Below are 25,099 nucleotides of genomic sequence, written 5' to 3' on the forward strand. Positions count from 1 at the left end.
CCTGCCTAGGGTGCCTAGCGGCGTTAATACGCTTATACCGAGCGGGTAAAAAGCTAGAAGTTACTGTCGTCGCCATAGCCAAGAGAACGCAGTGCCCGCTCATCGTCGGCCCAGCCTTGCTTAACCTTAACCCATAGTTCTAGGAAGACCTTGTTATCGAACAAGTTTTCCATATCTTTACGGGCTTGCTCGCCAATGGTTTTCAAGTGTTTACCACCCTTGCCAATTACCATTCGCTTTTGGGTTTCTCGCTCTACCAAAATAAGGCCATTAATACGGTAAACACCGTTATCAGCCATTTTGAACTGCTCAATTTCCACTGTGGTAGAGTAAGGCAATTCATCACCGGTGAAACGCATTAATTTTTCACGAATGATTTCAGCAGCCATAAAGCGGCTTGAGCGGTCGGTGATGTAGTCTTCTGGAAAGAAGAACTCACTTTTCGGCAATGATTCAGCAACGAGTTCTCTAATACCGTCTACCATTTTTCCCTGTTTGGCACTAATAGGAACAATGTGCTCAAACGGGTGCTTTTCACCTAACTTTTGCAGATGAACCATAAAGTTTTCTTTGTCTTCCACCTTATCCATTTTATTTACGATAAGGTAGCAAGGAAGGTTTGCTTGTTTAACTTTACTTAACACCATTTCATCTTCGGCGTTAAAACGATCACCTTCGACAACAAACAATACCAGGCCCACTTCTGCGAGAGAGCTCGACGCGGCGCGGTTCATGTAGCGATTTATCGCTCGCTTCTCGTCTTGGTGAAGCCCGGGCGTATCAACATAAATCGCTTGATAGTCGCCGTCGGTGTCGATACCTAAAATACGGTGACGTGTGGTCTGAGGCTTACGAGAGGTAATACTTACCTTTTGCCCCAGTAAGCGGTTAAGTAGTGTAGATTTTCCTACATTAGGGCGCCCTACAATGGCGACTAAACCACAGCGTGTTTGAATATCGGGCATTTCTGGCAAATTCGACTCATCATGCGTTGTCATCAAGCTTCTCCAATGTTAGACGAGCAGCTTCTTGTTCTGCCTTACGACGACTATTGCCAGACGCCACAACCGCGTCTGGTAGACTTTCTACTTTACAGCACACTTCAAATGTCTGTGCGTGATCTTTGCCTGAAATAGACAGCACCTCATAGGTTGGCAGCGCCTGTTTGCGCCCTTGTAAGAACTCTTGCAGGCGCGTCTTACTGTCTTTTGGGTGTGCATTAGGATCTAATTGATTAATGCGACTTTCCCATAGCCTGTCGATAACGCCTCGTACTTCGTCCATTCCTGAATCGAGGTAGATAGCACCTAAGATAGCTTCAACGGCGTCAGCCAAAATAGAACTTCTGCGGTGACCGCCACTTTTCAGTTCACCAGGACCTAAGTTGAGCAACTCGCCCACACTGGCTTCTTTGGCCAACTCTGCCAGCGTATCACCTTTAACCAAGGTCGAACGCATTCTGGTGAGCTTGCCTTCTGGCACAGTAGGAAAGCGCTTAAATAAAGTCTCGCCTATAATCATGCCCAAAATGGCATCACCTAAAAACTCTAAGCGCTCGTTGTGCTGCTTAGCGGCACTTCGGTGAGTAAGCGCTTGTTCTAACAACGCTTCATTGTTAAATGTGTAGCCTATCGCCTTGTATAAGCGAAGATATTTATCAATTCCCTGCATTAATGAATGCCACCTGCTCGCTCAAATCGAACACCTGTAGGTACCCATGTTGGAAGGAAGTCTGATGGGCTGCGCTCGAATTCAAATGAAATCCAAATCGCCACCGCTTTTCCTACCAGATTGGCATCAGGAACAAAGCCCCAAAAACGGCTATCGCGACTGTTGTCACGGTTATCGCCAAGTACGAAATACTGCCCATCTGGTACTATCCACTCATTGGCGCGTGTGCCGGGTTGGGTATAAAAATTAACCGGAGAAATTTCGCGAACTGGATGACGCAAGATATCGTGCTCCACAGTGCCTAAATCCTCGGTGTAACGCATAAGCTGCGCCATGTCTTGCACAAATTCGCCACGTTCTTGAAAGCTTAGTGGTACCGCCTTAAGTTTCGGGCAGTTATTGCCCGTCTCGCACTTAGGCTTTATATAAACCTGTTTATTTTGATAAACCACGGTGTCACCCGGTAGCCCTATAACGCGCTTGATATAGTCAATTGAAGGCTCTTCTGGGTATTTAAATACCACTACGTCACCGCGCTCTGGCACGCCAGTTTCAATAAGCTTACTTCTGAAGACCGGGTCTTTCACACCATAAGCAAACTTTTCCACCAAGATAAAGTCACCCACCAGTAGGGTTGGCATCATAGAGCCTGAAGGAATTTGAAACGGTTCGTACAAAAACGAACGCAACACTAATACAAACGCGATAACCGGGAAGATTTGTTGCGAAGTATCAACTAAATATGGCAGCTGTGGATCTTCTCCGTAGCCCGCGCCTTCTGCGGTCGCCGCAGCCTGTAAACGGGCTTTTCGCTTTGGCGCAAACACGAGGCTATCTACTAGCCAAATCAAACCTGTTATTAAGGTGAGTGCCACCAAAATCAAGGAGAAGTAGTTCGCCATTATTTGCCCACCTTCAATACTGCAAGGAATGCATCTTGTGGCAACTCAACATTACCCACTTGCTTCATTCGCTTTTTACCTTCTTTCTGCTTTTGAAGTAGCTTTTTCTTACGACTAACGTCACCACCATAACACTTGGCGATTACGTTTTTACGCAGCTGCTTAACCGTACTTCTTGCAACGACGTGATTACCAATCGCAGCCTGAATAGCGATATCGAACATTTGGCGAGGAATCAATTCACGTAATTTTTCTACCAACTCACGACCACGGCCCTGAGAATTTTCTCTGTGCGTAATAACCGCTAGCGCATCTACGCGTTCGCCGTTTATAAGAATATCAACGCGCACCATGTCAGACGTTTGGAAACGCTTAAAGTTATAATCAAGGGAAGCGAAACCACGGCTGGTAGACTTCAAACGGTCGAAGAAATCGAGAACAACTTCAGCCATTGGTAGCTCGTAAGTTACCGCGACTTGCTTACCGTGGTACGTCATGTTGGTTTGCATACCGCGCTTTTCAACACATAGAGTAATTACGTTACCTAAATACTCTTGTGGTACGAGAATATTGGCTTCAACCATAGGTTCACGAATTTCAGCAATATCGTTAACCGGCGGTAATTTCGCCGGGCTATCTACGGTAAGTGTCTCGCCCTTTGTCGTTTCGACTTCGTAAATTACCGTAGGTGCAGTAGTAATAAGACCTAGGTCATATTCACGCTCTAAACGCTCTTGAATGATTTCCATGTGCAGCATGCCAAGGAAGCCGATACGGAAACCAAAACCCAAGGCGGCTGAACTTTCTGGCTCGTAGAATAATGACGCGTCGTTCAGGCTTAACTTAGCAAGGGCATCACGGAAGTCTTCGTAATCATCTGAACTAATTGGGAATATACCCGCATAAACCTGTGGCTTAACCTTTTTGAAACCAGGAAGCATGGCGTCAGCAGGCTCGCGCGCAAGCGTGATAGTATCCCCCACGGGCGCACCTTGAATATCTTTGATGCCGGCAATGATAAAACCAACTTCACCTGCCCTTAATATGCCAGTATCAAGAGGCTTAGGCGTAAACACACCGATTTTGTCCACTTGGTGAGTTTGGCCATTCGACATAATTTGAATTTTATCTTTCTTGTTCAATTGGCCTTCGACAATACGTACTAATGATACAACGCCCTGATAGTTGTCGAACCACGAGTCGATAATTAGCGCTTTAAGTGGCGCTTCTCGATCGCCTTCTGGCGGTGGAATCTTATTGACGATAACTTCAAGGACATCTTCAATACCAATTCCGGTTTTCGCCGAGCAGCGCACGGCGTCAAGAGCATCTATACCAACAATGTCTTCAATCTCTTCGGCCACGCGGTCTGGTTCGGCCTGTGGCAGGTCAATTTTGTTCAACACTGGAACCACTTCCATGTCCATTTCAATAGCCGTGTAGCAGTTAGCCAGTGTCTGGGCTTCTACGCCTTGCCCCGCGTCGACGACCAAAAGCGCACCTTCGCAGGCTGCAAGTGAGCGAGAAACTTCGTAAGTGAAGTCAACGTGTCCCGGAGTATCGATGAAGTTAAGCTGATAAGTTTCACCATCACGCGCTTCGTAGTTCAGCGTAACGCTTTGCGCTTTGATAGTAATACCGCGCTCTTTTTCCAGGTCCATAGAGTCGAGAACCTGTTCAGCCATCTCACGGTCTGTAAGCCCTCCACAGTGCTGGATGAGACGATCTGACAGCGTAGACTTACCGTGGTCAATGTGGGCGATAATACTGAAGTTACGAATGTGCGATTGTTGCATAATGCTGGAAATTACCTGCAGAAAAATTCATTAAACAAAAAATGCTGCTCACCTTAAATTAGGGGTTATACGCAGCGCGTGCGGATTTTACCCATTTCTCATGCGAAAAGCGAATTAGCGTATAGGAAAATTGCTACCCCGCAGTAAACCGATACTAAAGCGATGGCAATCAAGGCTGGCGGCAGTAGACTTTTTGTCCTAGATATCAGCAGTACTTAGCAACACAGGTTGGTACTTTGCACCTTCAATACGGCGCAACTTGTAAGCAATAAGCCGGTAAACTGCATAGGTAATGACCGCGCTTGGGACCATCGCCCATAATTCGTGTACAACGCCGCTTTGACTCAATAAGGTCTCAGCCCCTGCATACGCTGCAATGAACGCAACTAAGGGCAGTAAATAAAGCCATGCTGAGGCACTTAAAATACCCGCTTCAGGTATACCTACGGTGACCTTCTGACCTATGCGAACCGGCATCGGCGTACGCAGCGTTAGCTGTTGAGTTTTCGGGGCGATAGCACGAGAAATAACGCCCGTACCGCAATCGCTTTGCGCTTCACAGGCATTACACGTTGATTTAATTGCCGCTTCAACGGTGACGCTGTCGCCGTCAATCGCAACCACCGTAGCTGTTTCTCTAATCATTACTTAACATACTAGTTATTTACAGGCCTTAAGGATGTCGCAATCGCGTTAGCCGTTTGAAGTGGTATTTCACCAACCACTGTCACTTGCGCTTTTCCATCTGTTAAGGTCAAAAATGTACTAACTTCATTGCGCAGTGCCAATGTCTCACCTAACGCATCGTCGGCGGGCTGAACATATACAGACACATCCACCAACCCATCTGAGAAAAGTTTATACTCTACCACTTGCCCGGTTAAGGCTAGTCGTCTTGTATCTTGCTTTATCTCTCGCATTCCCGCGGGTAAATAAGTGACGTCCCACTTGTGCGCTCGCGCGGGTGCAGTACTTAACGCCATTGGGGCCGGTAACGACGCCGCGTTTATCCGTGAAAAGTACTCCGCTGGCGTAGGCGATATAGCAAACGCTGTTACTTGGATTTGTTCTAACAATGCTCCCTGTAAATCGAGCATGTTTAACTTGAGCAGCATTCCCGATGACTCATCAAGCCAAAGTTGATAACCAAAACGGGTATTATCGCGGCTGACAATTCTTATTTGCTGCGCTGAGCGCCCGGCTACACGCGCTCTACCTACGGCGACAAACTCATAAGCTTCTGCAAGCTGCTCGGGGTGATAAAGCAGGGCGCTGGGAATAGGCCCATTGATATGTTTAGAGCGCAAGCTATATGGCTGAACATCCGGCTCGAAAACGCTAACCACATCGTTGATGCGAATAAGCTCCCGACCAGGGCCATTTTGAAGGTTTAATTGCTCTAACTCAGAGCCATCTTCCATAACGCCATGACGCCAAAGGTAAGGAACCGTTTCCTTACCGGCAATTGTTTGAACAAACGATACTTGGAAATTGGCATTAGTAATTATATTTTGAAGCTCGGCTAACCACTGGCTTGCTGACTGGGGCTGGGTCTCAGCAGAAGCTGTAACGTCACGGGTTTCATTTACCTGAAAGTTATGCGGTGCGTCTTGCGTAGGGTCGACTTCGGCTTTATCACTCACCGCAGGAGATTGAGAAGAGGTTCTAGGTACCTGAGAAACAGCAGAAGAACTCTGGGCGTGTGTTGTTTGAACAACCGCACCCGAAATGAAAAAAAGTGCAACGATAGAACTACAGCGCATTTTTCCCGCCTTAAAACAAACATACCAGCAGTATATGCTGGTATGGTTAAAATATGAAATCGCATCTATGTCACAAACCCAAAAACGACTGTGCGCTTCTGTTCACTCTTACAGCACGCTACATCATTTTTAAAGCGCGCTAAGTGCCTGATGCGTCACACCCTAGGTGCATTAACTCACCTTAGTGATGATGAATTAAGGACGTTGCGGTCCGCTAGTATCACCTTCACTTTCGTCTTCTTGCGCTTGCTTGAGCTTTATTTGCTGTTCATGGTCAGCAATAAGCGCATTTATTTTACGCTTTTTCTCAAGCACTTCATTCATGTCGTTACGCGGCAACGTACGAGTTTGCTCTAAACTAACAGGCGCTAAACCACCTTGAGGCGCAATAGTTGGCGCAGTCATAAATGGTTCTGTAGGGGCATCCTGATTGGTGTACTGAACACCGAAGATTACCGCTACGGCTACCGAGGCAGCGACTGCAAGTTGGCCAGATTGTTTCGCAAAAGGAACAACACTACCAATCACTGGGATTGGTTGCCAACGCGAACGCTTCGGCGCAACAATGGCTGGCTCGTTTTCAAGTGCGGCTGCTACGCTTGCTGTAATATCCAGCTGAGGAGCAACACTTGCTTCTTTTCGCATTGCACCGCGATACACATGGTAACGTTGCCATTTGGCCTGAAGCGCTTCATCTTGCTTAATTACATCGATGATATCATTGCCTTCTATCTCACCATCCATGAATGCGGACAATTTTTCTTGCTGTTGCGTCATATATTCATTTCCAGATCAATGTGATCGTTAACTACCCTAACACAGCTGTTAGTCATCGTAGAAAAAAGAAAGTTCACCTTTTTTTGATTTTATTTCTTTTTAATTCTCTAACAGCGGCTGAATAACTTTATCTATCGCTTCGCGAGCCCTAAAAATACGTGATCTCACAGTGCCAACAGGACACGACATTACGTTTGCGATTTCTTCATAACTCAACCCTTCAATTTCGCGCAATGTTATCGCCATGCGCAAATCATCGGGCAATTTCTCTACCACTTTAAAAAGGGTTTCTTCAATTTCTTCAGATAACAAGCTTCTTTCTGGCGTAGACTGCTCTTTTAACGCATCACTGCCTTCGTAAAANTCAGCTTCGTCGGCATCGACATCACTGGCCGNTGGCTTGCGACCTTGAGATACAAGATAGTTCTTGGCGCTATTTACCGCAATGCGATATAGCCAAGTATAAAATGCACTGTCACCACGAAAATTAGGTAAGGCACGGTATGCTTTAATAAACGCTTCTTGCGTTACATCAGCAACGTCACCGGTGTTTTTCACATAGCGAGAAACGAGATGCATAACTTTGTGTTGGTAACGTGTTACCAACAAGTTGAACGCATTTTTATCGCCCCGCTGTACTTTTTCGACCAGTTGTTGGTCGGTTATCTGCTCGCTCATTCGAGCCATTACTCCCTACTTCAACTACACAATAGCTCTAACAAGCATGTGTATAGACGCGTTCTTTTTACAAAAGTTCGGTAAAACCATTAAATATTTTAAAAAATGCTCAACTGTGCGCTTAAGAATGTTTGTGTTTTGCCTCTCATCCTTTAGACTTGCCGAACCTTTGCTCGTTTGAATTGATATAAAAATACATGAAATCTGTATCGTCTTCACTAACTTCCACATCAAATGCAATAGAACACCGTTGTGACGTATTGATTATTGGGAGTGGCGCGGCAGGATTAAGCTTAGCATTAAAGCTTGCCGACCATTGTCAGGTAATTGTACTTAGTAAGAGTGACCGCAACGAGGGCTCTACCCGTTATGCGCAAGGTGGCATTGCGGCGGTATTTGACGAGCAAGACTCAATAGACGCCCACGTTACCGACACATTAGCCGCAGGTGCAGGCCTTTGTGAAGAACCAGCTGTACGTTTTACTGCCGAGCGGGCGAAGTCTTCGCTTGAATGGCTAATTGGCTACGGCGTGCCATTTGATACAGAAAAAAGTGAGTCTGGCGAAGAGCGCTTCCACCTTACCCGTGAAGGGGGACATAGCCACAGACGTATCCTTCATGCAGCCGATGCAACAGGTGAAGCACTTCAAATCACCCTTAATGATGCCGTCTCTACCCATCCCAATATTCATGTGTTCGAGCGCTACAATGCCATTGACCTTATTCCCTCTAAAGAAGAGAAGAATAGCATTGTGGGCGCCTATGTATGGAATAGACAACAAGAGCATGTAGAAGTAATTCGTGCGCCATTTGTTGCATTGGCGACGGGTGGCGGGAGCAAAGTATACCAATATACGTCAAATCCTGACGTTTCCAGCGGTGATGGTATCGCGATGGCGTGGCGTTCGGGTTGTCGCGTAGCGAATATGGAATTCAATCAGTTCCACCCTACTTGCTTATACCACCCGCAAGCGCGAAACTTTCTTATTACCGAAGCGCTGCGCGGCGAAGGCGCAAATTTGTGTCATGCAGACGGCACACGCTTTATGCACAAGTTCGACGAGCGAGGTGATTTGGCACCGCGTGACGTAGTCGCCCGAGCGATTGACTATGAAATGAAGCGACTAGGCGCCGATTGCATGTACTTAGACATCAGTCACAAACCTGCCGACTTTATCGTGAAGCACTTTCCGAATATCTATCGCAAATGCCGCTCCTTAGGTATTGATATTACGCGGGAACCCATCCCCGTTGTGCCTGCAGCTCACTATAGCTGCGGTGGTGTTATTACTGATTTTAACGCTAAGACTGATTTAAACAATGTATACGCGATTGGTGAAGTGGCTTATACAGGTTTGCACGGCGCAAACAGGATGGCGTCGAACTCATTGCTTGAATGTGTAGTATTTGCTAGCGCTGCCGCTGAAGACATTATAAAAAAATTACCTAGCGCAGACTGTGAAGAGTCGATTGCGCCTTGGGACGAAAGCCAGGTATCTAACTCTGACGAAGAAGTTATCATTCAGCATAACTGGCACGAATTGCGTCTTTTTATGTGGGACTATGTGGGTATTGTTCGTACCGACAAACGGCTTGAACGGGCGATGCGCCGTATAAAGCTGCTCGAACAAGAAATTGCCGAATATTATGCACACTTTAGAGTGAGCAATAATTTGCTCGAATTACGTAACTTAGTAACGGTTGCCGAGCTCATCGTTCGTTGCGCTATGGCAAGAAAAGAAAGCCGCGGGCTGCACTTTAACCTTGACCACCCTGAGCAGATAAACAATCCAACGCCTACTATTCTCATTCCGAGAAAGCAGCTTTCAGGTGCCGATGTGGGTTCGTTAATTACCCACGACAGCTTTTGTGATGCTGACTAGCACAACCAAGGAATGCGCCTTGGTGATATTGCATTTAATACGCTTTCGGTAAACGCCAACAGGAGTAGATGACCTACTCCTTGGTAGTAAATGCGAGGCTGGCAGATAAATGCACTACGTTGTCATTACCGTCTGTAACATCAAGGAACACACTGGCTTCTGTTTTGCAGTGCTGCTGAATATGTAATTCATTTGGCAAGAAAACGGGCTTCTTAAAGCGACAGCTTACCTCGCTCACCGTTAACGCCTCGGCATTGTCTTGGTGGCTAACAAATGCGGAAACCGCCTGCGACAATGTCCACATGCCATGGGCAATTGCCTGTTTAAAACCGAACGCTTTTGCCGAAATAGTAGATAAGTGAATGGGATTATAGTCACCTGATAGTTTGGCATAGCGACGACCAGTGTTGGCATGTGCACAAATTTCACCAATCAACACTCTGTCGTGCATATCGCAATCATCATGCATGTCGCTTTTTACAGCAAGCGGCGCTACGTGAACCGCTTTTACTTTCACCAAATAACTACTTATAGCACGATAGACAAGTTGGCCCGATTGAAGCGCTTCTAGCATGACGTCCACTTCCCACCCGCGACTGTGCGGCCTAACATCGTAAAAGCGCACTCGACACTCAAAGGGCTCACTTAGATTACAGTGCTCCACCACCGTCACCTTGTTGGCAGCATGAATGAGACCGAGCAGTGGAAAAGGGCTTTGCTTATCAAGCAAGCACTGCATCTGCAAAGGTAATGATAACATTTGCAAATAAAGTGGATGAGGATGCTGACTCACCGGCCAGTCAACTTCTTGGCAAAACGCGCCATAATGGGCGTTATCTATCGTTAATGTTTTCGTATAGATGCGCTGCGGCAGCGTAGGCGGTTTGAATTGCATTAACTGCCGAGCATCAACACGTTTGAATAACGCTTTAGTGTACTCACGAAACATCTATTTAATTCCTTGAATGCGTTGCTTTTCTAGCCAAAATTATGGCTCGTGCAAGGCGTCGATAGTCTGCCTCACAGCACTCACCTTTTAAAACCCAAGCTAAGTGGTTATGGTCTCTTTCAAACCATTTCCGTTTGTGGCGCAGTACGTTAATGCACAATCCCCACGCAAAGAGCTGTGAAGCATGGTGAATTTTCATAGCGGTACCCGCTTCTTTTGCCTCACGCAAAGTATGACTTAGCAAGTGGTTCTGCGTATAGAAACAACTGCGATTATTTGCCGCGTTATCATCGCCAACCACTCGAATAACGCCATCGCTTGAAAGCGAAAGTGCGTATTGAACAGGTAAGACATTGCGGCTAAGCACATCATAAAGACGCCAAGAAAACCACGATACTATTGCTATAGATACAAAGGTTAACGTGACCGGGAAGTTTATCCACGTCCAAAGATATTGGGGGAGACTCAACATGGCAGCGTAAAAGCACATCGCCACACACGCCTCCCCCATTAGGGGCCTTAACTTATAACCGCTGATTTTAATTCTATGCTTTAACACGGTTCACAATGGTTGCTACCATCGCAGCGAACTCAGGGTCTTCACACTTTTGATGCCCCATTATCCAAGCAAAGAGATCGGGGTCGTCACTGGTCAGTAGCCGTTCAAATGTTTCTTGTTCTTCGTAGCTAAGAGAGTCAAACGCTTCTTCAACGAAAGGCAGTAATAGTACATCTAATTCCAGCATACCTCTGCGGCATGCCCATTTTAAGCGGGCTAATCTTTTTGGTTCAAACATATGTCTTTCTTACCGTTTTTTATTCGATATCAATAATACCATGCCCTGTATAGCGGGATCACTGCTCTTTTGGTCTGATAAAGAAACTAAATAGAACTTAATCTACGTATAATCGTGCACTTTACCCTTGAATAATGATGGTTTTGCCATACCTTGACTAAATACAGTTAAACGAATAAGTGGTGAACATGACCTCTATTGCATCATTACTCGAGCTTCCCGACGAATTCATGGTTGATCTTTCAGATACCATGGTAATTTCATTGGAAGGCGAACAAGCCGACAGCTATTTGCACGGCCAAATCACGGTGAATATCAATAAGCTTGATGATAAGTCGGCGCGGCACTTCGCACACTGTGATAACAAAGGTAAAACCTGGTCTACGGGTTATGTCACACGCCATTTAAGCAAATTGCTACTGGTGGCTAATAATGATGCGGGCAATCACTCATTAGCACAACTCAATAAATATGGGGTTTTCTCCAAAGTAGATATTTTAGATGATACGCCAAACTACAGTGCTTATTTCCTGTCGCTAACAGCGGCGAAGAATAGCGGTGTAACGTCTACCCTTTCAAAAATGTTTGATGTGACAGACTTAGAAGCGCTGCTAGATACCCAACACGGTGATAACCACGCGCTTCAAAAGATAGAGAGTGAAAGCGGTCTACTGTTTACAGCGAACACTGCCCAAGAGGGTTTTGTATTGCTTCTAAACAAAGGCGCGCAGCAACTGGTTGAAGAAGTGAACACCCAATCAATTCCTTGCTATCCCGCCGTTGTATTTAACGCCATTCAGATTAAAAGTGTCCACGCCATGCTTCGAAAAGAAGCAGTAGGTGAATACATTCCACAAATGATTAATGTGCAAGCGCTTAACGGCATCGACTTTGACAAAGGCTGCTATATGGGCCAAGAAGTTGTTGCCCGTACTCGCTTTCTTGGCAAAAACAAGCGCGCCGCGTTCAGCTTCAAATTAGAAGGTAAAGTTGACGTCACCCCTGGCGATGCCCTTGAAAAGCAGTTAGGCGAGAACTGGCGGGTTGCAGGTAAAATAATCGATGTGGCTATATTGGACAACGAAACGTGGTTCATTGCTGTGCTCAGTAATGATACAACGTCTGAAGATTTACACAGACTGGCTGAAAATGACGCTATTACCTGTTACCCTAACGCCTTGCCGTACAGTATTGAGCAACAAGCTAGCAATATTGTGAAAAAACGTCGCTAAGCAGTATTTTTACTGCATTTCATTCATTGCCCTATTTTCAATGATAGTTTTGGAATAGGGCCGATATAGGATTTGTTATGACAATTACTTCTGACAGCGTTGTAACGCTACACTACACCGTATCTACCGAAGACGGCACAACGCTAGACTCTTCAGAAGGGAAATCTCCGCTAGTTGTGTTATTAGGTCGCCGTTTCTTAATTGAAGGGCTTGAAGACGCGCTAATCGGTAAAACAAAAGAAGATAGCTTCAACGTTTCTGTTGACCCAGAAAAGGCCTACGGTGAACGTGTTGATGAGCTAGTTCAAACAGTACCTCGCTCTATGTTTGAAGGTATGGATGTGGAAGTTGGTATGTCTTTTCGTGCAACCACACCTCAGGGCGAGCAATCTGTCATTATCATTGAAACCACAGACGAAGAAGTGGTTGTTGATGGTAATCACCCACTAGCAGGTATTCCGCTTACATTTGATGTAACCGTTGTTGATGTGCGTGAAGCTACGAAAGAAGAACTAGAGCATGGCCATGTTCACGGTGAAGGTGGCTGCGGTCACGACCACTAATTGCGCCTTTTCACCAAAATCGAATAAGGTGATTTTTCAAAACTAAAAAGGGAGCGTTCTGCTCCCTTTTTTAATGGAAAATGCTAACCGGTTAGTGTTTTAGATAGCATCTTCGTTCTGCTCGCCAGTTCGAATGCGTACCGCACTCTCTACACTGTAAACGAAAATTTTCCCATCGCCAATTTTGCCTGTTTTAGCCGATGACTGAATGGCTTCAACCGCTTGTTCAACGCGATCGTCATCCAGTACTAATTCAATTTTAATCTTTGGAAGGAAGTCAACTTGGTACTCGGCACCGCGATAAAGCTCAGTATGGCCTTTCTGACGACCAAAACCTTTCACTTCTGACACAGTCATCCCTGCGATACCTACTTCAGCTAGCGCTTCCCTAACATCGTCCATTTTGAACGGTTTAATGATAGCTTCAATTTTTTTCATGACTACAACTCATCGTAAATTGTTGGAATTGGCACACGTTTATGTTGTGTGCGCTCATAAATATAGAGCAATTTCTCTTCCACTTCTGCAGAAACGTGTTTGCCTTCTAAGAAATCATCGATTTGATCGTAAGACATCCCTAGCGCTTGCTCATCGGCTTTTTGCGGAGAAAGGCTTTCCAAATCGGCCGTAGGCGCTTTTGTAATAACGTTGTGGGGTGCACCTAAATGGGCAGCGACTGCTCGCACTTGGCGCTTACTCAACCCAAACAGAGGTGCCAGATCACACGCACCATCTCCGTATTTGGTGTAAAAGCCTGTAATATTTTCAGCAGAATGATCAGTGCCTAGCACCAAACCGTCTACCATGCCTGCAATTTCGTACTGAATAACCATACGAGTGCGCGCCTTAACATTGCCTTTTACAAAGTCTTGCTTTGCTTCACTTTCAGGAAGAAGGTTAGCATCTGATAAAGCCTGTGATGTGGACGCATGAATAGCATCAGCACCTGGCTTTACGTTTACTGCAATGGAATGGGTGGGCTGAATAAAGTCGATAGACTTTTGCGCATCTTCTTCGTCAGCTTGTGTATCGTAAGGCAAACGAACCGCAATAAACTGATAGGTTTCGTGATGCTCTTCATTCAATTCATCTACTGCCAATTGGGCTAAACGGCCCAGCGTACATGAATCAATACCCCCACTGATACCAAGTACCAGAGAATTTAAGCCTGAAGTAAGCAACTGCTTTTTGATAAACGAGACTCGACGTGCAACTTCATATTCCACGTCAATTTCAGGCAGCACTTTCATTTCATCAATAACTGCTTGTTTTTGCATTATAATATCCACGTATTTTTGAGGCGTCCTGGAACTCGATTCTACGACAATATCACTACAGATGTTAGTGGTATCCTCGTATCAATTAGGAATACCTTGACCTTCCTCAGCCACAGTCAGGTCAGCTTATCGTTTTTTTAATGTTGAAACATCGGTACTCTCCGTGGAAGGCCATTAACCATAAGGCGTATGGTCAAATATGCGATAACACGGTAAAACATACCTTTGCCGTTGCGTTTTAGTTTACCCTAAAATAACGAGGAGTAGCGCACATTTATCCCGCTGTACCATTACATTGAAGATAGAAAGCGTTAGCCTAGCGCTCGTTCTCTTAGGTGAGTGTTAACACAGAGCTAAATTGCGCGCGTACTATCGCAGTTTATAAATAAGGTCGACCCATAGCTTATAAAACGTATTACGTACTGTATTTACGAGTAAACCATTGAAAATTAGCGTTCAAATTATGACAACACAGAGGCAAATAAAAAGACCTCACCCAGCATTAACCCAAGCAGGACTTACCCTGCTAGAAATGCTGGTCGCGGTAGCAGTACTTGCCATTATTCTTACCACGGTTGCGCCGGGCATTCAGAATATAATCATCAAAAATAGAATCACTGCTGACTTGAACAACTTAAGTGCCGTTGCTCAGCGTGCTAGGTTCACCGCAGTAGACGAACAAACCAGCGTGACCCTTTGTCCAACAACTAATTACACGGCCTGCACCAATAATTGGAAAAATGCCAAAATGGTATTTGTTGACGCTAACGGAAATGGCAGCCGAGATAATAGCGAGGCGCTTATTATCGCAAGTGACCCACTTAATACTGCAAATGCGGTTTACGGCATCACGGGGAGCTTAGTATTTGACGAACAAGGGGGGATAAATAGAGCGGCGACGATTACCCTATGTCCTAGCGATAACAATGCGGATTATGCATCTGCTCTTTTACTTTCCCTTTATGGAAGAATTTCAGTGGCTGTAGATAGCAACGGAGATGATATAAAAGAAGACCTTGCTGGTGATGATTTAGCCTGCAGCTAACCCGTTTGTATTTATTCTATTTACACCTTTTTTTCGTGGCTTTTTTCGTCGCCTTAACAGTTACTATTTTATCGACTAGGCTGTGCGTAAAAGTAAAGTCTCATCATTTACCAACAGCTTTTAGGTGACAGCGCCGTTTCACTAATTTTTATTGTTCGACAGCTATCGTTTGCATCCTTAAACAAAAAAGTGGCAACAACCTCATATCCGCTACCTTGATGATTAATTTGACTAAAACTGACGTTTTGAACGTCAGCTTGTGGTAGTGCACTTAACGGGAGGTAAAGACCCGTTTCAAGCCAACTTCTCGATTGCATTGCCTGTATAGAGAGTAAGTAGGCCTTAACTTTATTCGTTTGGCTTAACTGCCAACTTGAATTAACGGCCGATGAAGCGGCAACACTCAAAATCCCCACTATCGCCATTGTTATCAGCGCCTCCACAAGCGTGAAACCTATTATAAGATAGCGCTTGCCACCCTTTTTGTAATTCCCTTCCATGGTACAGCTTTCTCTTAATCAATTATTCGATACATTGAGCCTATCAACTTACTCCCAACGCTTTAACTGGACTTACGCATGGCTTTTCACCTATCAAATGGGAAAGTAAAACAGACTCACGCACTTAACATGGTTATGGGGTTTACTCTGTTGGAGGTACTCATTGCGGTTTTACTTTTAAGCATATTGTCTATGATAGCCGCCCCCTCTTTTCAGCGATGGCAAGAGCGCCATGCTTTCAAGCATTTTGCTACCCATTTTGCGAACTTAGCAAGACATGCACGCATTTACGCGCTCACTCATAAAAAGCCTTTTTACCTCATTGCAAAAGTGGAAAATACGCACTGCGTAATAATAAGTGATGACGAAAACTGTACCTGCTCGACACACCAAAGTTGCGCAGTCAATGACGCTGCTTATTGGGAGCCTCCTACGCAATGGAGCACTCAACTTGCTACCTTAAACGGTACAGACAAAACTGTTGCTTTCAATCAGCATGGTACGCTGAACTTTGGTAGCAACACCACCTTCACACTAAATAGTCAGCACTTTAACGGGAAAGTGACAATTAACGCGCTGGGGCGAGTGAAACTATGCAGCGTGCAAAGCGTTGTTGGTGTTGCGTCATGTTAAAACAACGACAAAGCTCGAACAGTGCGAGTGGCTTCAGCATTACCGAACTTATGGTGGCGTGTGCTTTATCAGGCTTGCTGATCGCCGCTGTTAGCACGTATGCGGCTCAGTCTCACATTGACTTAGCTTCGCTACAACACGCCACCAGCATAGAAGAAGACATGCGTGCCGTGCAAAGTACTATCTCACGACATTTAAGCCGGGCGGGCTTCATCCAACATACCAATGTACTTACGCCGTTCATTTCACTTCAAAACAATAATAATGGCTTGTCGAACGTTGCAATTAGTCAGCGTGTGGGCGAGCCATCTAATAGCTGTATAACCTTTTCTTACGACAAAAGTGGTGATGGCTTAATCTCTGTGTCCCAAGGAGAGTTTTTTGGCTACCGCCTTCACGATAAGGCAATAGAATACCGAGTGGGCGGAAAAACATGCCTGCAAGGCGGATGGTTTGATTTGACCGACCCTCAAACGGTTAAAGTTACACAGTTTAGTGCGAACTTACTACACCAAAGCAGTTGGGGAGCAGCCTATGAGATTGTTATAGCGTTAAAGAGCGCCATTAACCCAGTCGTGGAGAGTGAAGAAAAATTTGTAATTGAGGTAGCCAATGACGGTTAGAAAAGGCACAGGGTTCTTAGCTGTTAGCTCAAGCCGCACTCACTTGCAACAAGGTATGGCCGTACTCACCATTGTGGCCATACTGCTTAGCGCAATTACTTTCGCTACCTTAAGCACGTCTCAAAAGGTCCAGCAATACTACGCGATAGAAAAAGTAAGACAGCACACTGAAAACTCACAAGTCATGCTTAAACAGCATATTAGAGGTATAGCAAGTGCGCTACGTACACAAAGCGTGTCCAGTGTGTTAAATACAATAAACAACACTAACTTCTTGACGACAATACAGGTTGACGAACTAGAGGGTGCGCAGCACCAGCCCCTTACTCACTATGAAATAAGCGTATCTCACGATACAGAAAACATTAAGTACAAGGCAAAGTTTCTTCGCTACCCTGCTCTTTTAAGAATTCCAACGCCAGCCCAACAATTTTCGTGGGACAGTGAGTTAACCCAATGGTTATTCAATCGTGACGTGACAGCGCTGAGCGCTGACTTTTTTCCCAGTAGCATAACAGCCACCCAGTGCCACAATATAGTGCCTGCAAGTATATACTGGATCGATGGCAACTGCGTTTTAGATAGTAGCGCTCTGTCTCATAGCTCAAATTCACAGCCCACGTTACTGTTCGTTGTAAATGGTGATGTGAGCCTTAGCGCGAATACGCACTTTTATGGGCTTATTGTCATGCTTTCAACAACATCTTCTAGCTATACGCTAAACGTGAGCGCTTCAGCAACTGTTACTGGTGCTTATGTCTCTAACGCCCCTATTTACAGCAATATTAATGGCGTTATAGCTCCCGCACCTGCCCTGCTAAAAACGCTGCAGGCACACACCGCTTTGGCAAAAATTATTCCCATTCCAGGAACTTGGTATGACATTGATTAAAAAACGACACGTAACGGAAGGCCTGATAGGGTCCCCCCACTGCCAGTACGATTTAAATAGGGTAAGGACACGGTATTTTGCTCACAGAGGCGGGACGCTAGTAGAGGTACTAGTTGCGCTGGTTATTTTCATGAGTACCAGCACTTATTTACTGTCCAGCAAAATCGACGCGTTACGGCTTTGGCAGGCTACCCTTGATAAACGAGAGAATCAAACCCTGGCGACGAACGCGGCGCGACTAGCCTACACACAAGATAATGTAGAGCAGCATTGGGGCGATATTGCGATATTTGGTATACCTACACCCCGATTAAATGGACCCTAGAGAAAAAGGGGGGCTACGAAGGTCGACTCTGAGAGCGTTAACAAGACCAGCAATATTCGCTGGATTCTAGGCTACCATTGTTGTTCTTATCCCAGCCTTTTCTCCCATCGCTGAAATAAAACAGCGCGCCGTCTGTGGCTTGGGCCGAACCCGACACCGGCGTGGCTTTAAGTTCATAGGCAGTAGCACTAGCTGCAACAATAGACAGTGTATAACGCTTATTCGCTTGTGGTTCGGAAGACGGAGAGTAGGATGCAAAAATAGCGGGCGCCCCTGTGTTTGCTCCCCCACTTGCTGCGCCTTCATAGCTAAATGAGCCATTGTGGTGGCGCTCCATTGCCGAAGCAAAGCCCAATAAGTCTGCCTGCCCAGTACCGCGATACCCATCTGCGATAACTCCTTGGTATGAGGGGTAGGCTATCGCGGCGATAATACCGACAATAGCCACAACGATCATGAGTTCTATAAGTGAAAAACCCTGTTGAGATACTTTCGTTTTCATGATTACTCTCTTTCCGTTTCAGAATGCCAACTGCCGCGCTGAATGCGTTCGAAACGGCCATAGATATTTTCAGCTAAACATTCAAATGCATTGACGCAATCAACATCATTGCCGTCTTCATCCACTTCTATTACTGCAGACACGCACTCGGTACCTAAACATACTACGGGGCTTACAATATCTTCGATTAGGATTTTCGTTTCTGGCGCTATACCCGTTTGTTTTAAATCAGCGGAGCGATCCTCTCCATTCACTTCACCATCGTTGTTGACATCGGTTACTGCATTACCGTTAAACATACTGACGAGATACGCGCGGCTGTTGCCAGTAGGCGGTGCACAGGCACTGGTACTACTCTCAGCAGGTACGTAGGTGGTAAAGAACACCTTGTAATCAATAATGAGCGGTGAAGACAGCACTTTCTCACCGTTGATTGTTAGATTTAGATACCAACCGGCTTTATTCGCGAAGGTTTGAGAAGCAAGTGCTCGCTCACTCTCATCGTTACTATTTAGAGCATGACTGGTGGCGTTATACATATCTGATTCAGTTACTGTACTCATGTAAGTGTAATCACCGTTCGTATCGCGGTTGAATACGCCACTGTCTTTGAGCATATAGAAATTATCTTCTACTACCGTATCTAAAGGAGATGCACGCCATCCGCTGCCTAGCGCTATGCCATAATATAACTCATCGCCCAATGCGACTTCCGTGACATCAGGGCCATAATAGAAACGGCGGTTTGTTTCTTCTGTATCACCACCAAAATCAGCAAGACGTTCCCCTTTGATAAAGTCTGCCCCAGACTCACCATTGTAGATGTCCAAGCGGAATAATTGTCCGCCTGTATCGGAAACATACATGTGGTCAGCGAACCCATCATTGTCCCTGTCGATGACAGAAATACGCCCTGGCACACTGTACGTCATATTACTAAGGTTCAAGTCTGCATCTTCGTTACTCGCATGCCACAGTAAGCTTCCGGTATCTGCATCGAACATAAACACGGCGTTGCCCATCACATCACTCGCTCTTACAGAGCGATCATCCTGCGCGTCGTCGTAACCACCACCTATAATCATGACGTTTTTAACCTGCCCCCCCATATTTACTTTAGTAATAGTAGGTCTAGACCAGGTTTGCCCTAGTTTCGCAAGGGTACCTGCCCCCCCTTCTATTTTGAATTTAAGCTTCGGAGAATCTTTTTGTGTAACGTCAAATACATAGTAATTACGACCGCCTCGACGCATACCTACGTAAAGGTATTTTTTATCATCGACGGTTCGTAAAATCATGTCGCCATCTAGGCCATATTCATGCTCTAACGTGGGTGTGTCCTTATAAAAATGGTGCAAATTCTGCAGTAACTCTTTTGGCATGATGGCAAAATTCTCTTCCCCGCTTGAAGTATCGAAAGAATGCAGCATCCCCTGGTTAGTTGCGACGAAAATAGCGGAGTCGTTGGAGCCATAATTAACAATAATAGGCTGAGAGTGGATAGGATCTCCCATTTGTGTTCGGTAGTCACTGGTACTGCCATCACCATTGCTGTCTTTTACATCTACGCCTCTCGCCCACTTTAAAATGGCATCTCTCAAGTCGTCCGCATCGGTTTCACCTTGAATAGCTAGATCAGCGTTGGTGATGCTTGTGTTGTCTTCATGCAGCGCGTTTGCACTACTTGCAATGGTGCCAGCTCCGTCAAAGACATAGATATTTCTGTTTGCTCCCAAACGGCTAGATGCGCCGCCTTCACTTACTTCACTACCATCAGCCAGCGTTGACCAGTAGCTATGTGCGTTTTCTGTAAAGAACCCTGTTTCGCTGTCTACGGCATTTAAGCTATTTTTGTCGAGAATTTTATCGCCGCTTAAGCGGTAGCGTTTTAAATTACCCGGCCACATTGCGCCCTCGCTTGGCTTAAATAAAGCAAAGTAAAGCTCATCTCTGTGTGTAAGACGGTTAAGTTGGTTTACCGCCACGCCAGGCGAAACAAAGGTAGCATTAACGTCTTTTACTGAACGTAAAATAGTGTTGAAGGCCTCTAAAAGGTCAGTACTGTTGTCTGCTTGATAAAAACCACCGCCGCTTTGCAGCGCCAGTTGGTTTAGGAAGTTATTTGCGGTGTTATTAGCCGCAAACCCTATTGTATGGGTAATAACCCTGGGACCAATTACGGATGTCGAGGTATCGCTAATATTTCTAACCAGATCCAAGCCACACTTTTCTCCACCATTTCCCGTACAGCTTTGACCCAGTAAGGTTTGGATTTTCGAAACGCTATGATTGTTATTGGCTTCACCGTCAGATAGCAGCACAATATGATTATTGGTTTGGCACTGTAAGTCAGACACCGGAGATATGTAAGTTGCAGGCGTAGGGATTTGTTCGGTGATACAGTCACTGTCAGATAGGTTATCTTCGGTACACCCCCACGGTAAAATAGAATCAGCCCCTAAATAAGAACTGCGATGGCTCACTCGCGTGCTTCGCCTTACAGACCAATTCACGTCGTTTTCGCCACGCTTTCGCCCATAGTCAACGCTTCTACCACCATAATAATTGGCCGCTTCCAATAGCGTATCCACAATTGGAGTAAAGCCATTTGCACTTAATTCATCTATTTTACTGACTAGATGTTCACGCACGGTAGCCGATGCACCTGGGGTAGCAGCTCCATTAAATTTAACGATAAGCTTTGGCGCCTTTGATGGCGAGTTGTAAGTGTGAGCACCGCGGTAAGAAACAAAGTTATCCATCACGAACGCCATATCATTACCAGATTGCCAACCAGAGCGGTCGACTATTTGCTTCACAATGCCACTTATGTCGGGCGTTCTATAGACGTAATTGTTATAAAAGTCGGGCATTGACCAAGTGATACCAGAGGTCTTAGGAAGGTTTCGTAGCCGGTAGCGTCGGTTCGGGTGAAAGTCTGATGCATCATCGTCAGCCACCCCGCGAATGCGCATACTCGGGTTGCCATACGTTCGGGTAGAGTAGGCAGTAAACTCTAAATAAGCGTCGGTTATAACTGCGCCCTGTGGAATATTTACATTTCTAAAACGTACGCCAATATAGTCGTTGTAAGACGAATTAAAAGACAGTTCGCCCCCCGTATTTGGGTAGCCATTTACATCTTCTTCGGAATTATCTTTCGCATCAGCAACCTGATAGATCCCCTCGCCCTGCACGCACCCTGATGCTGTAGAATCGTCGTACGATACAACTAACTGTGGCGCACCACTTTGTCCCACATCACTCGCCCTTACTTCACGTGCACTGGCCGGGTCTGCGCTTGTACCTTCAATTAAAATATTGATGTTTTTGCCACCACACCACGCTGATAAATCCACCACCTCTTGAATAACTGCACTTATATCAGGCGTGGTTATTACTTCGCCCGACGCAGGAAAGCTGTTGTCGGTTAACCACTCAATATTAGCTGCGGTTTTACTGCGTTCGCTAAGATTGTTGCTAGACGATGAAAAAGCACTACTTGATGCTGAGGCTTCAGCTGATATCACCAGCGATGTGCCAGCCACATTGAATCTTTCAGACGTAAACCGAATGCTCGCATTTAAAATCGTCGCGCCCTGAGGGATATTTAATTCAGTAAAACGCAGTCCAGATGTTACCGTTTTGGTGCCGCTGCTTAAGATTAAATCATTACTATCTGTGGTAACACTTCCATTTATTTCGTGGGCATCGTGATTGTCGTCATTGGTGGAAATGATAATTTCAGGCCGTACCGACTCATCGATATTGCGAACAGGGTATAGAATAGGGCCGCCGTGGTCAGAAAAGCGCATGAGCCCGGCATTGATATTCGTTGCTGAACTCAACGCCTCTTTGAGGGCATTTTGGACGCGAAGCATTCTTGTTTGGCTAGTGTTATCGTAATTACCCATACTGCCCGACGAGTCCATAATAAACAGTACGTTAGGATTGTAGGTTACCGCGTTACTGGCGTTTCCAAGGTAAATGTCTAGGTCATCACCAAAAGCGGAAAAACCGATACAGCTAAACAGCGAAATGGAAGCAAGGTAAGTTGTTAGTTTTTTCATTGTGATACCTATTGTGAAGCCGGGCCAAACACTGATGCAGCTAAACTATTAGCTACCACTGAGGATTTACCCGAAACTTTCCCACAGCCTCTTATAATAAATACGTGACAGTTAACGTTACTTCCCCCGATAACGTTACTAGACCCTCTGCACGCCTGCTCGCGTATAAATGCCGTTCGAGACCAACTTTTAGATGACGCTTCACTTTGATAAGTACCGTCAGTGATATGCCGGTCTCCAATCGAAAGTCCCCCTTCTGTCATATACCTATCTGTCCATTCTCCTTCGTCAAAACAGCTCATGGTATCTACAGTTGGGTCAAAAATATTACCTTGCCTTGCTTCAGATAGCGGGTCTGTCTTTGTTGCATCGGTTAAGAGGGTTTCATCTTCCGACTCAAAAAATACCCCCGCAATAGCCGCTTCAGCCGCATCGAACGCTAACCCGCTTTGCTGCATAGACACTGCCATTTTAGATTGTGACAAACTACTAGTAACCGCGCTTACACCTAAAACAGTAATAGAGAGTAATACAAGCAGTGCAAACACCATCACTAGCCCCTGCTGTTTCATTGTGAACTCCTGACAAAATTTTTCATATTTCGAAGTGCCAGCGTCTTTGAGAAAACCTGGTAGTAATGCGCCGTGTCCATGGTTTTAGACGCTTCGTTTAACAGTGCAAACTTTTGCGCGTTAGTTTGCCTAACTTCATTTTGATAACTTTTAATCATGAGGGCCCATCGCAGTGACACAACTTGTTGATTAAGTGATCTTAAACCCGTTATCTCATCGGCGGTTACGTAAGAGATGGCTTGCCCTTGAGATGTGCTGATACTGTCGGAAATGCCAAATTGCACTTGAAAGCTTTCTACGTTATCGAGAAGGGTGACAGTAACTGGTGAAACCGACTGCGGCTTTAAGCCCCGCAAAACACGTCCATCGTATCCGGTACACTTGAGCGTACTGCCGCTTACAAAGTAGTGATTAACCACATGAAATTCGCTGCCTAAAGCGTAACCGTGTTGGTTTCCCGTGCAATCCTCTTGACCTAGCAGGCTCACTACAAGTTTATCGCTGCCGCCGCTAGACGTTTGCACGCTGCCTAAGGTAGCGTTGTTAACAAAATCACCAGCAACAGCAATAGGATGATTTTCAACGTAGGCAGCTTCGGCCACTATATCAACTGAGGTGTCTACATTCGCGGTAATCTGGTCATAGCGGCCTACTTCGTAAAATTCAGCGGAAAGGCGTCCCATGATAAAGCGCCCCGACTCTTGTACTTGAGCGACAGCTTGGTTCAGTTTGTTAGTAACACTGCTACTAACAAGTACTTGAATAATTGCACCAGAAATAACTAAACCTAAGGTTAAGGTAATCATGAGCTCGACTAATGAAAAGCCCCGCTGACTCATGTGTTTCACACCTCTCATAGTGTTATGTCCTTAAACACACAAGCGTTACTATCACCATCGTTGGGGTTACAACGTGAGTTGAGCGTATATATTTGATTTCCTGATGAGGCAACTGGCCAGGTTAGCAATATTTCTACCCTAGAACCTGCACTACAGCTATAAATGTCAGCGTTATTGGTGTCATCACAGGAGACCGACACCTTCGTTTGAGGGTTGGTTTGCACTGCCGAGCAAGATAGGGCCCAGCCATCGTAAGCGGCCATTTGGATTTCGCTGCAGGTTTGCCCTTCGCAATTGGGAATATCAGCGGGTCTCGATAGACAGCAGCCGTGATAGGGATGAGAAGCATTCGAACAGCTTAGACCTGAAAAGTTATAAGTCGTATTTGAAAAGTAGGCGTTATTCGCTACCATGCCATCGCCTACCGTAGCAGGCCGCGCTGCAGCTCTTAAACGTTCAGCAACCTGCGCAGCAACCATTTCAGCTTGCGTACGACTAATGGCATCCTTGTTAGCGAATGAACCAGTAAATTGTAATGCAGCAACGCCAAGCAAGCCTACCGCCAGGATAAATAGCGTGATTAAGATCTCTATCAGACCTACACCCGTTTGTGCGCGAATACCACTTCCTTTTGCTCGCTTCATTATCACCTTTTCAGCTTTCATTACCTTTGCCATATACCTAGTGTTTCGCTTGGTGTTATCACCAATTTAGTATAGTAAGACAAAAGCGTACTATGCTGGGTATCGTTGGTTATCAAAACGTATAATTTTAACAATCCTTTCTCATCGATTGGATTAGCGTGCCATT

The 25,099-nt window shown here is 45.6% G+C and carries 27 protein-coding genes; 8 read left to right on the forward strand and 19 right to left on the reverse strand.

Going from position 1 to position 25,099, the window contains the following annotated elements:
- Positions 1-53: 53 nt before the first annotated feature.
- From era to rpoE, 8 genes are all read right to left on the reverse strand, one after another.
- Positions 54-965 (reverse strand): GTPase Era, encoded by a 912-nt coding sequence (gene era, locus MADE_RS12795; RefSeq protein ID WP_012517527.1) that lies wholly within the window; start codon positions 963-965, stop codon positions 54-56.
- Between the two features lie 19 nt (positions 966-984).
- Complete coding sequence (gene rnc / locus MADE_RS12800) at positions 985-1,671, reverse strand: ribonuclease III (RefSeq protein ID WP_012517526.1); 687 nt, start codon at positions 1,669-1,671, stop codon at positions 985-987.
- The gene (lepB, locus tag MADE_RS12805; protein WP_012517525.1) at positions 1,671-2,573 is read right to left on the reverse strand and encodes a signal peptidase I; all 903 of its coding nucleotides are present in this window, start codon (positions 2,571-2,573) and stop codon (positions 1,671-1,673) included. The genes rnc and lepB overlap by 1 nt, the downstream gene beginning before the upstream one ends.
- The gene (gene lepA, locus MADE_RS12810) at positions 2,573-4,369 is read right to left on the reverse strand and encodes a translation elongation factor 4 (RefSeq protein ID WP_012517524.1); all 1,797 of its coding nucleotides are present in this window, start codon (positions 4,367-4,369) and stop codon (positions 2,573-2,575) included. The genes lepB and lepA overlap by 1 nt, the downstream gene beginning before the upstream one ends.
- A gap of 198 nt (positions 4,370-4,567) precedes the next feature.
- A complete protein-coding gene (locus tag MADE_RS12815) occupies positions 4,568-5,014 on the reverse strand; it encodes a SoxR reducing system RseC family protein (protein WP_012517523.1) in 447 nt (148 codons plus the stop codon).
- Positions 5,015-5,025: 11 nt separating this feature from the next.
- Entirely contained in the window at positions 5,026-6,132 is a 1,107-nt protein-coding gene (locus MADE_RS12820; RefSeq protein WP_023559780.1) for a MucB/RseB C-terminal domain-containing protein, read from the reverse strand.
- 195 nt (positions 6,133-6,327) lie between these two features.
- Positions 6,328-6,909: a sigma-E factor negative regulatory protein gene (locus MADE_RS12825; protein WP_012517521.1), complete on the reverse strand. Its 582-nt coding sequence runs from the start codon at positions 6,907-6,909 to the stop codon at positions 6,328-6,330.
- A 99-nt stretch (positions 6,910-7,008) separates the two neighbouring features.
- A complete protein-coding gene (gene rpoE, locus MADE_RS12830; protein WP_023559781.1) occupies positions 7,009-7,587 on the reverse strand; it encodes an RNA polymerase sigma factor RpoE in 579 nt (192 codons plus the stop codon).
- Positions 7,588-7,784: 197 nt separating this feature from the next.
- On the opposite strand from rpoE, the gene nadB reads away from it, so the two are divergent.
- Positions 7,785-9,470 carry an L-aspartate oxidase gene (gene nadB / locus MADE_RS12835; protein WP_015067611.1) on the forward strand — a complete coding sequence of 562 codons (1,686 nt, stop codon included), beginning with the start codon at positions 7,785-7,787 and terminating at the stop codon, positions 9,468-9,470.
- Positions 9,471-9,543: 73 nt separating this feature from the next.
- Here the strand turns inward: nadB and MADE_RS12840 are convergent, their stop codons facing one another.
- From MADE_RS12840 to MADE_RS12850, 3 genes are read right to left on the reverse strand one after another with little or no spacing between them, the layout of a single operon-like run.
- Complete coding sequence (locus MADE_RS12840; protein ID WP_012517517.1) at positions 9,544-10,419, reverse strand: MaoC family dehydratase; 876 nt, start codon at positions 10,417-10,419, stop codon at positions 9,544-9,546.
- A gap of 4 nt (positions 10,420-10,423) precedes the next feature.
- Positions 10,424-10,909, reverse strand: coding sequence for a hypothetical protein (locus MADE_RS12845; RefSeq protein WP_012518958.1), 486 nt, complete (start codon positions 10,907-10,909; stop codon positions 10,424-10,426).
- A gap of 55 nt (positions 10,910-10,964) precedes the next feature.
- Positions 10,965-11,216 carry an FAD assembly factor SdhE gene (locus tag MADE_RS12850; protein WP_012517515.1) on the reverse strand — a complete coding sequence of 84 codons (252 nt, stop codon included), beginning with the start codon at positions 11,214-11,216 and terminating at the stop codon, positions 10,965-10,967.
- Positions 11,217-11,404: 188 nt separating this feature from the next.
- On the opposite strand from MADE_RS12850, the gene ygfZ reads away from it, so the two are divergent.
- Both ygfZ and MADE_RS12860 read left to right on the forward strand, forming a co-directional pair.
- On the forward strand, positions 11,405-12,448 hold the full coding sequence (ygfZ, locus tag MADE_RS12855) for a CAF17-like 4Fe-4S cluster assembly/insertion protein YgfZ (protein WP_023559782.1): 1,044 nt from the start codon (positions 11,405-11,407) through the stop codon (positions 12,446-12,448).
- 77 nt (positions 12,449-12,525) lie between these two features.
- On the forward strand, positions 12,526-13,011 hold the full coding sequence (locus MADE_RS12860) for an FKBP-type peptidyl-prolyl cis-trans isomerase (RefSeq protein ID WP_012517512.1): 486 nt from the start codon (positions 12,526-12,528) through the stop codon (positions 13,009-13,011).
- Positions 13,012-13,110: 99 nt separating this feature from the next.
- Here the strand turns inward: MADE_RS12860 and MADE_RS12865 are convergent, their stop codons facing one another.
- Together MADE_RS12865 and nadE are read right to left on the reverse strand one after the other, a co-directional pair.
- Positions 13,111-13,449, reverse strand: a complete 339-nt coding sequence (locus MADE_RS12865) for a P-II family nitrogen regulator (protein WP_012517511.1) — start codon at positions 13,447-13,449, stop codon at positions 13,111-13,113.
- A 2-nt stretch (positions 13,450-13,451) separates the two neighbouring features.
- The gene (gene nadE, locus MADE_RS12870) at positions 13,452-14,288 is read right to left on the reverse strand and encodes an ammonia-dependent NAD(+) synthetase (RefSeq protein WP_012517510.1); all 837 of its coding nucleotides are present in this window, start codon (positions 14,286-14,288) and stop codon (positions 13,452-13,454) included.
- A gap of 463 nt (positions 14,289-14,751) precedes the next feature.
- Between nadE and MADE_RS12875 the strand changes: the two genes are divergently transcribed.
- A complete protein-coding gene (locus tag MADE_RS12875; RefSeq protein WP_232362967.1) occupies positions 14,752-15,333 on the forward strand; it encodes a GspH/FimT family pseudopilin in 582 nt (193 codons plus the stop codon).
- A gap of 107 nt (positions 15,334-15,440) precedes the next feature.
- Here MADE_RS12875 and MADE_RS12880 read toward each other — a convergent pair whose 3' ends face one another.
- Entirely contained in the window at positions 15,441-15,833 is a 393-nt protein-coding gene (locus MADE_RS12880) for a type IV pilin protein (RefSeq protein WP_012518960.1), read from the reverse strand.
- 78 nt (positions 15,834-15,911) lie between these two features.
- On the opposite strand from MADE_RS12880, the gene MADE_RS12885 reads away from it, so the two are divergent.
- The 4 genes from MADE_RS12885 to MADE_RS12900 are packed head-to-tail and all read left to right on the forward strand — an operon-like array spanning position 15,912 to position 18,306.
- Complete coding sequence (locus tag MADE_RS12885) at positions 15,912-16,466, forward strand: prepilin-type N-terminal cleavage/methylation domain-containing protein (RefSeq protein ID WP_012517507.1); 555 nt, start codon at positions 15,912-15,914, stop codon at positions 16,464-16,466.
- Entirely contained in the window at positions 16,460-17,089 is a 630-nt protein-coding gene (locus tag MADE_RS12890; protein WP_012517506.1) for a prepilin-type N-terminal cleavage/methylation domain-containing protein, read from the forward strand. Before MADE_RS12885 ends, MADE_RS12890 begins: the two co-directional genes overlap by 7 nt.
- Entirely contained in the window at positions 17,079-17,981 is a 903-nt protein-coding gene (locus tag MADE_RS12895) for a hypothetical protein (RefSeq protein ID WP_012517505.1), read from the forward strand. The genes MADE_RS12890 and MADE_RS12895 overlap by 11 nt, the downstream gene beginning before the upstream one ends.
- On the forward strand, positions 17,968-18,306 hold the full coding sequence (locus MADE_RS12900; RefSeq protein ID WP_012517504.1) for a type II secretion system protein: 339 nt from the start codon (positions 17,968-17,970) through the stop codon (positions 18,304-18,306). The genes MADE_RS12895 and MADE_RS12900 overlap by 14 nt, the downstream gene beginning before the upstream one ends.
- A gap of 37 nt (positions 18,307-18,343) precedes the next feature.
- Here MADE_RS12900 and MADE_RS12905 read toward each other — a convergent pair whose 3' ends face one another.
- Genes MADE_RS12905 through pilV form a run of 5 tightly spaced genes read right to left on the reverse strand, consistent with a single transcriptional unit; the run spans position 18,344 to position 24,954 of the window.
- Positions 18,344-18,808: a type IV pilin protein gene (locus tag MADE_RS12905; RefSeq protein WP_012517503.1), complete on the reverse strand. Its 465-nt coding sequence runs from the start codon at positions 18,806-18,808 to the stop codon at positions 18,344-18,346.
- 2 nt (positions 18,809-18,810) lie between these two features.
- Positions 18,811-22,878, reverse strand: coding sequence for a PilC/PilY family type IV pilus protein (locus tag MADE_RS12910; RefSeq protein WP_012517502.1), 4,068 nt, complete (start codon positions 22,876-22,878; stop codon positions 18,811-18,813).
- A gap of 8 nt (positions 22,879-22,886) precedes the next feature.
- On the reverse strand, positions 22,887-23,450 hold the full coding sequence (locus MADE_RS12915; RefSeq protein ID WP_012517501.1) for a PilX N-terminal domain-containing pilus assembly protein: 564 nt from the start codon (positions 23,448-23,450) through the stop codon (positions 22,887-22,889).
- Positions 23,447-24,307, reverse strand: a complete 861-nt coding sequence (locus tag MADE_RS12920; RefSeq protein ID WP_020743936.1) for a PilW family protein — start codon at positions 24,305-24,307, stop codon at positions 23,447-23,449. The genes MADE_RS12915 and MADE_RS12920 overlap by 4 nt, the downstream gene beginning before the upstream one ends.
- On the reverse strand, positions 24,304-24,954 hold the full coding sequence (gene pilV / locus MADE_RS12925) for a type IV pilus modification protein PilV (protein WP_012517499.1): 651 nt from the start codon (positions 24,952-24,954) through the stop codon (positions 24,304-24,306). The genes MADE_RS12920 and pilV overlap by 4 nt, the downstream gene beginning before the upstream one ends.
- Positions 24,955-25,099: the final 145 nt, after the last annotated feature.

Origin of the sequence: Alteromonas mediterranea DE (genome assembly GCF_000020585.3) — a bacterium.
Taxonomy (GTDB): Bacteria; Pseudomonadota; Gammaproteobacteria; order Enterobacterales; family Alteromonadaceae; genus Alteromonas; species Alteromonas mediterranea.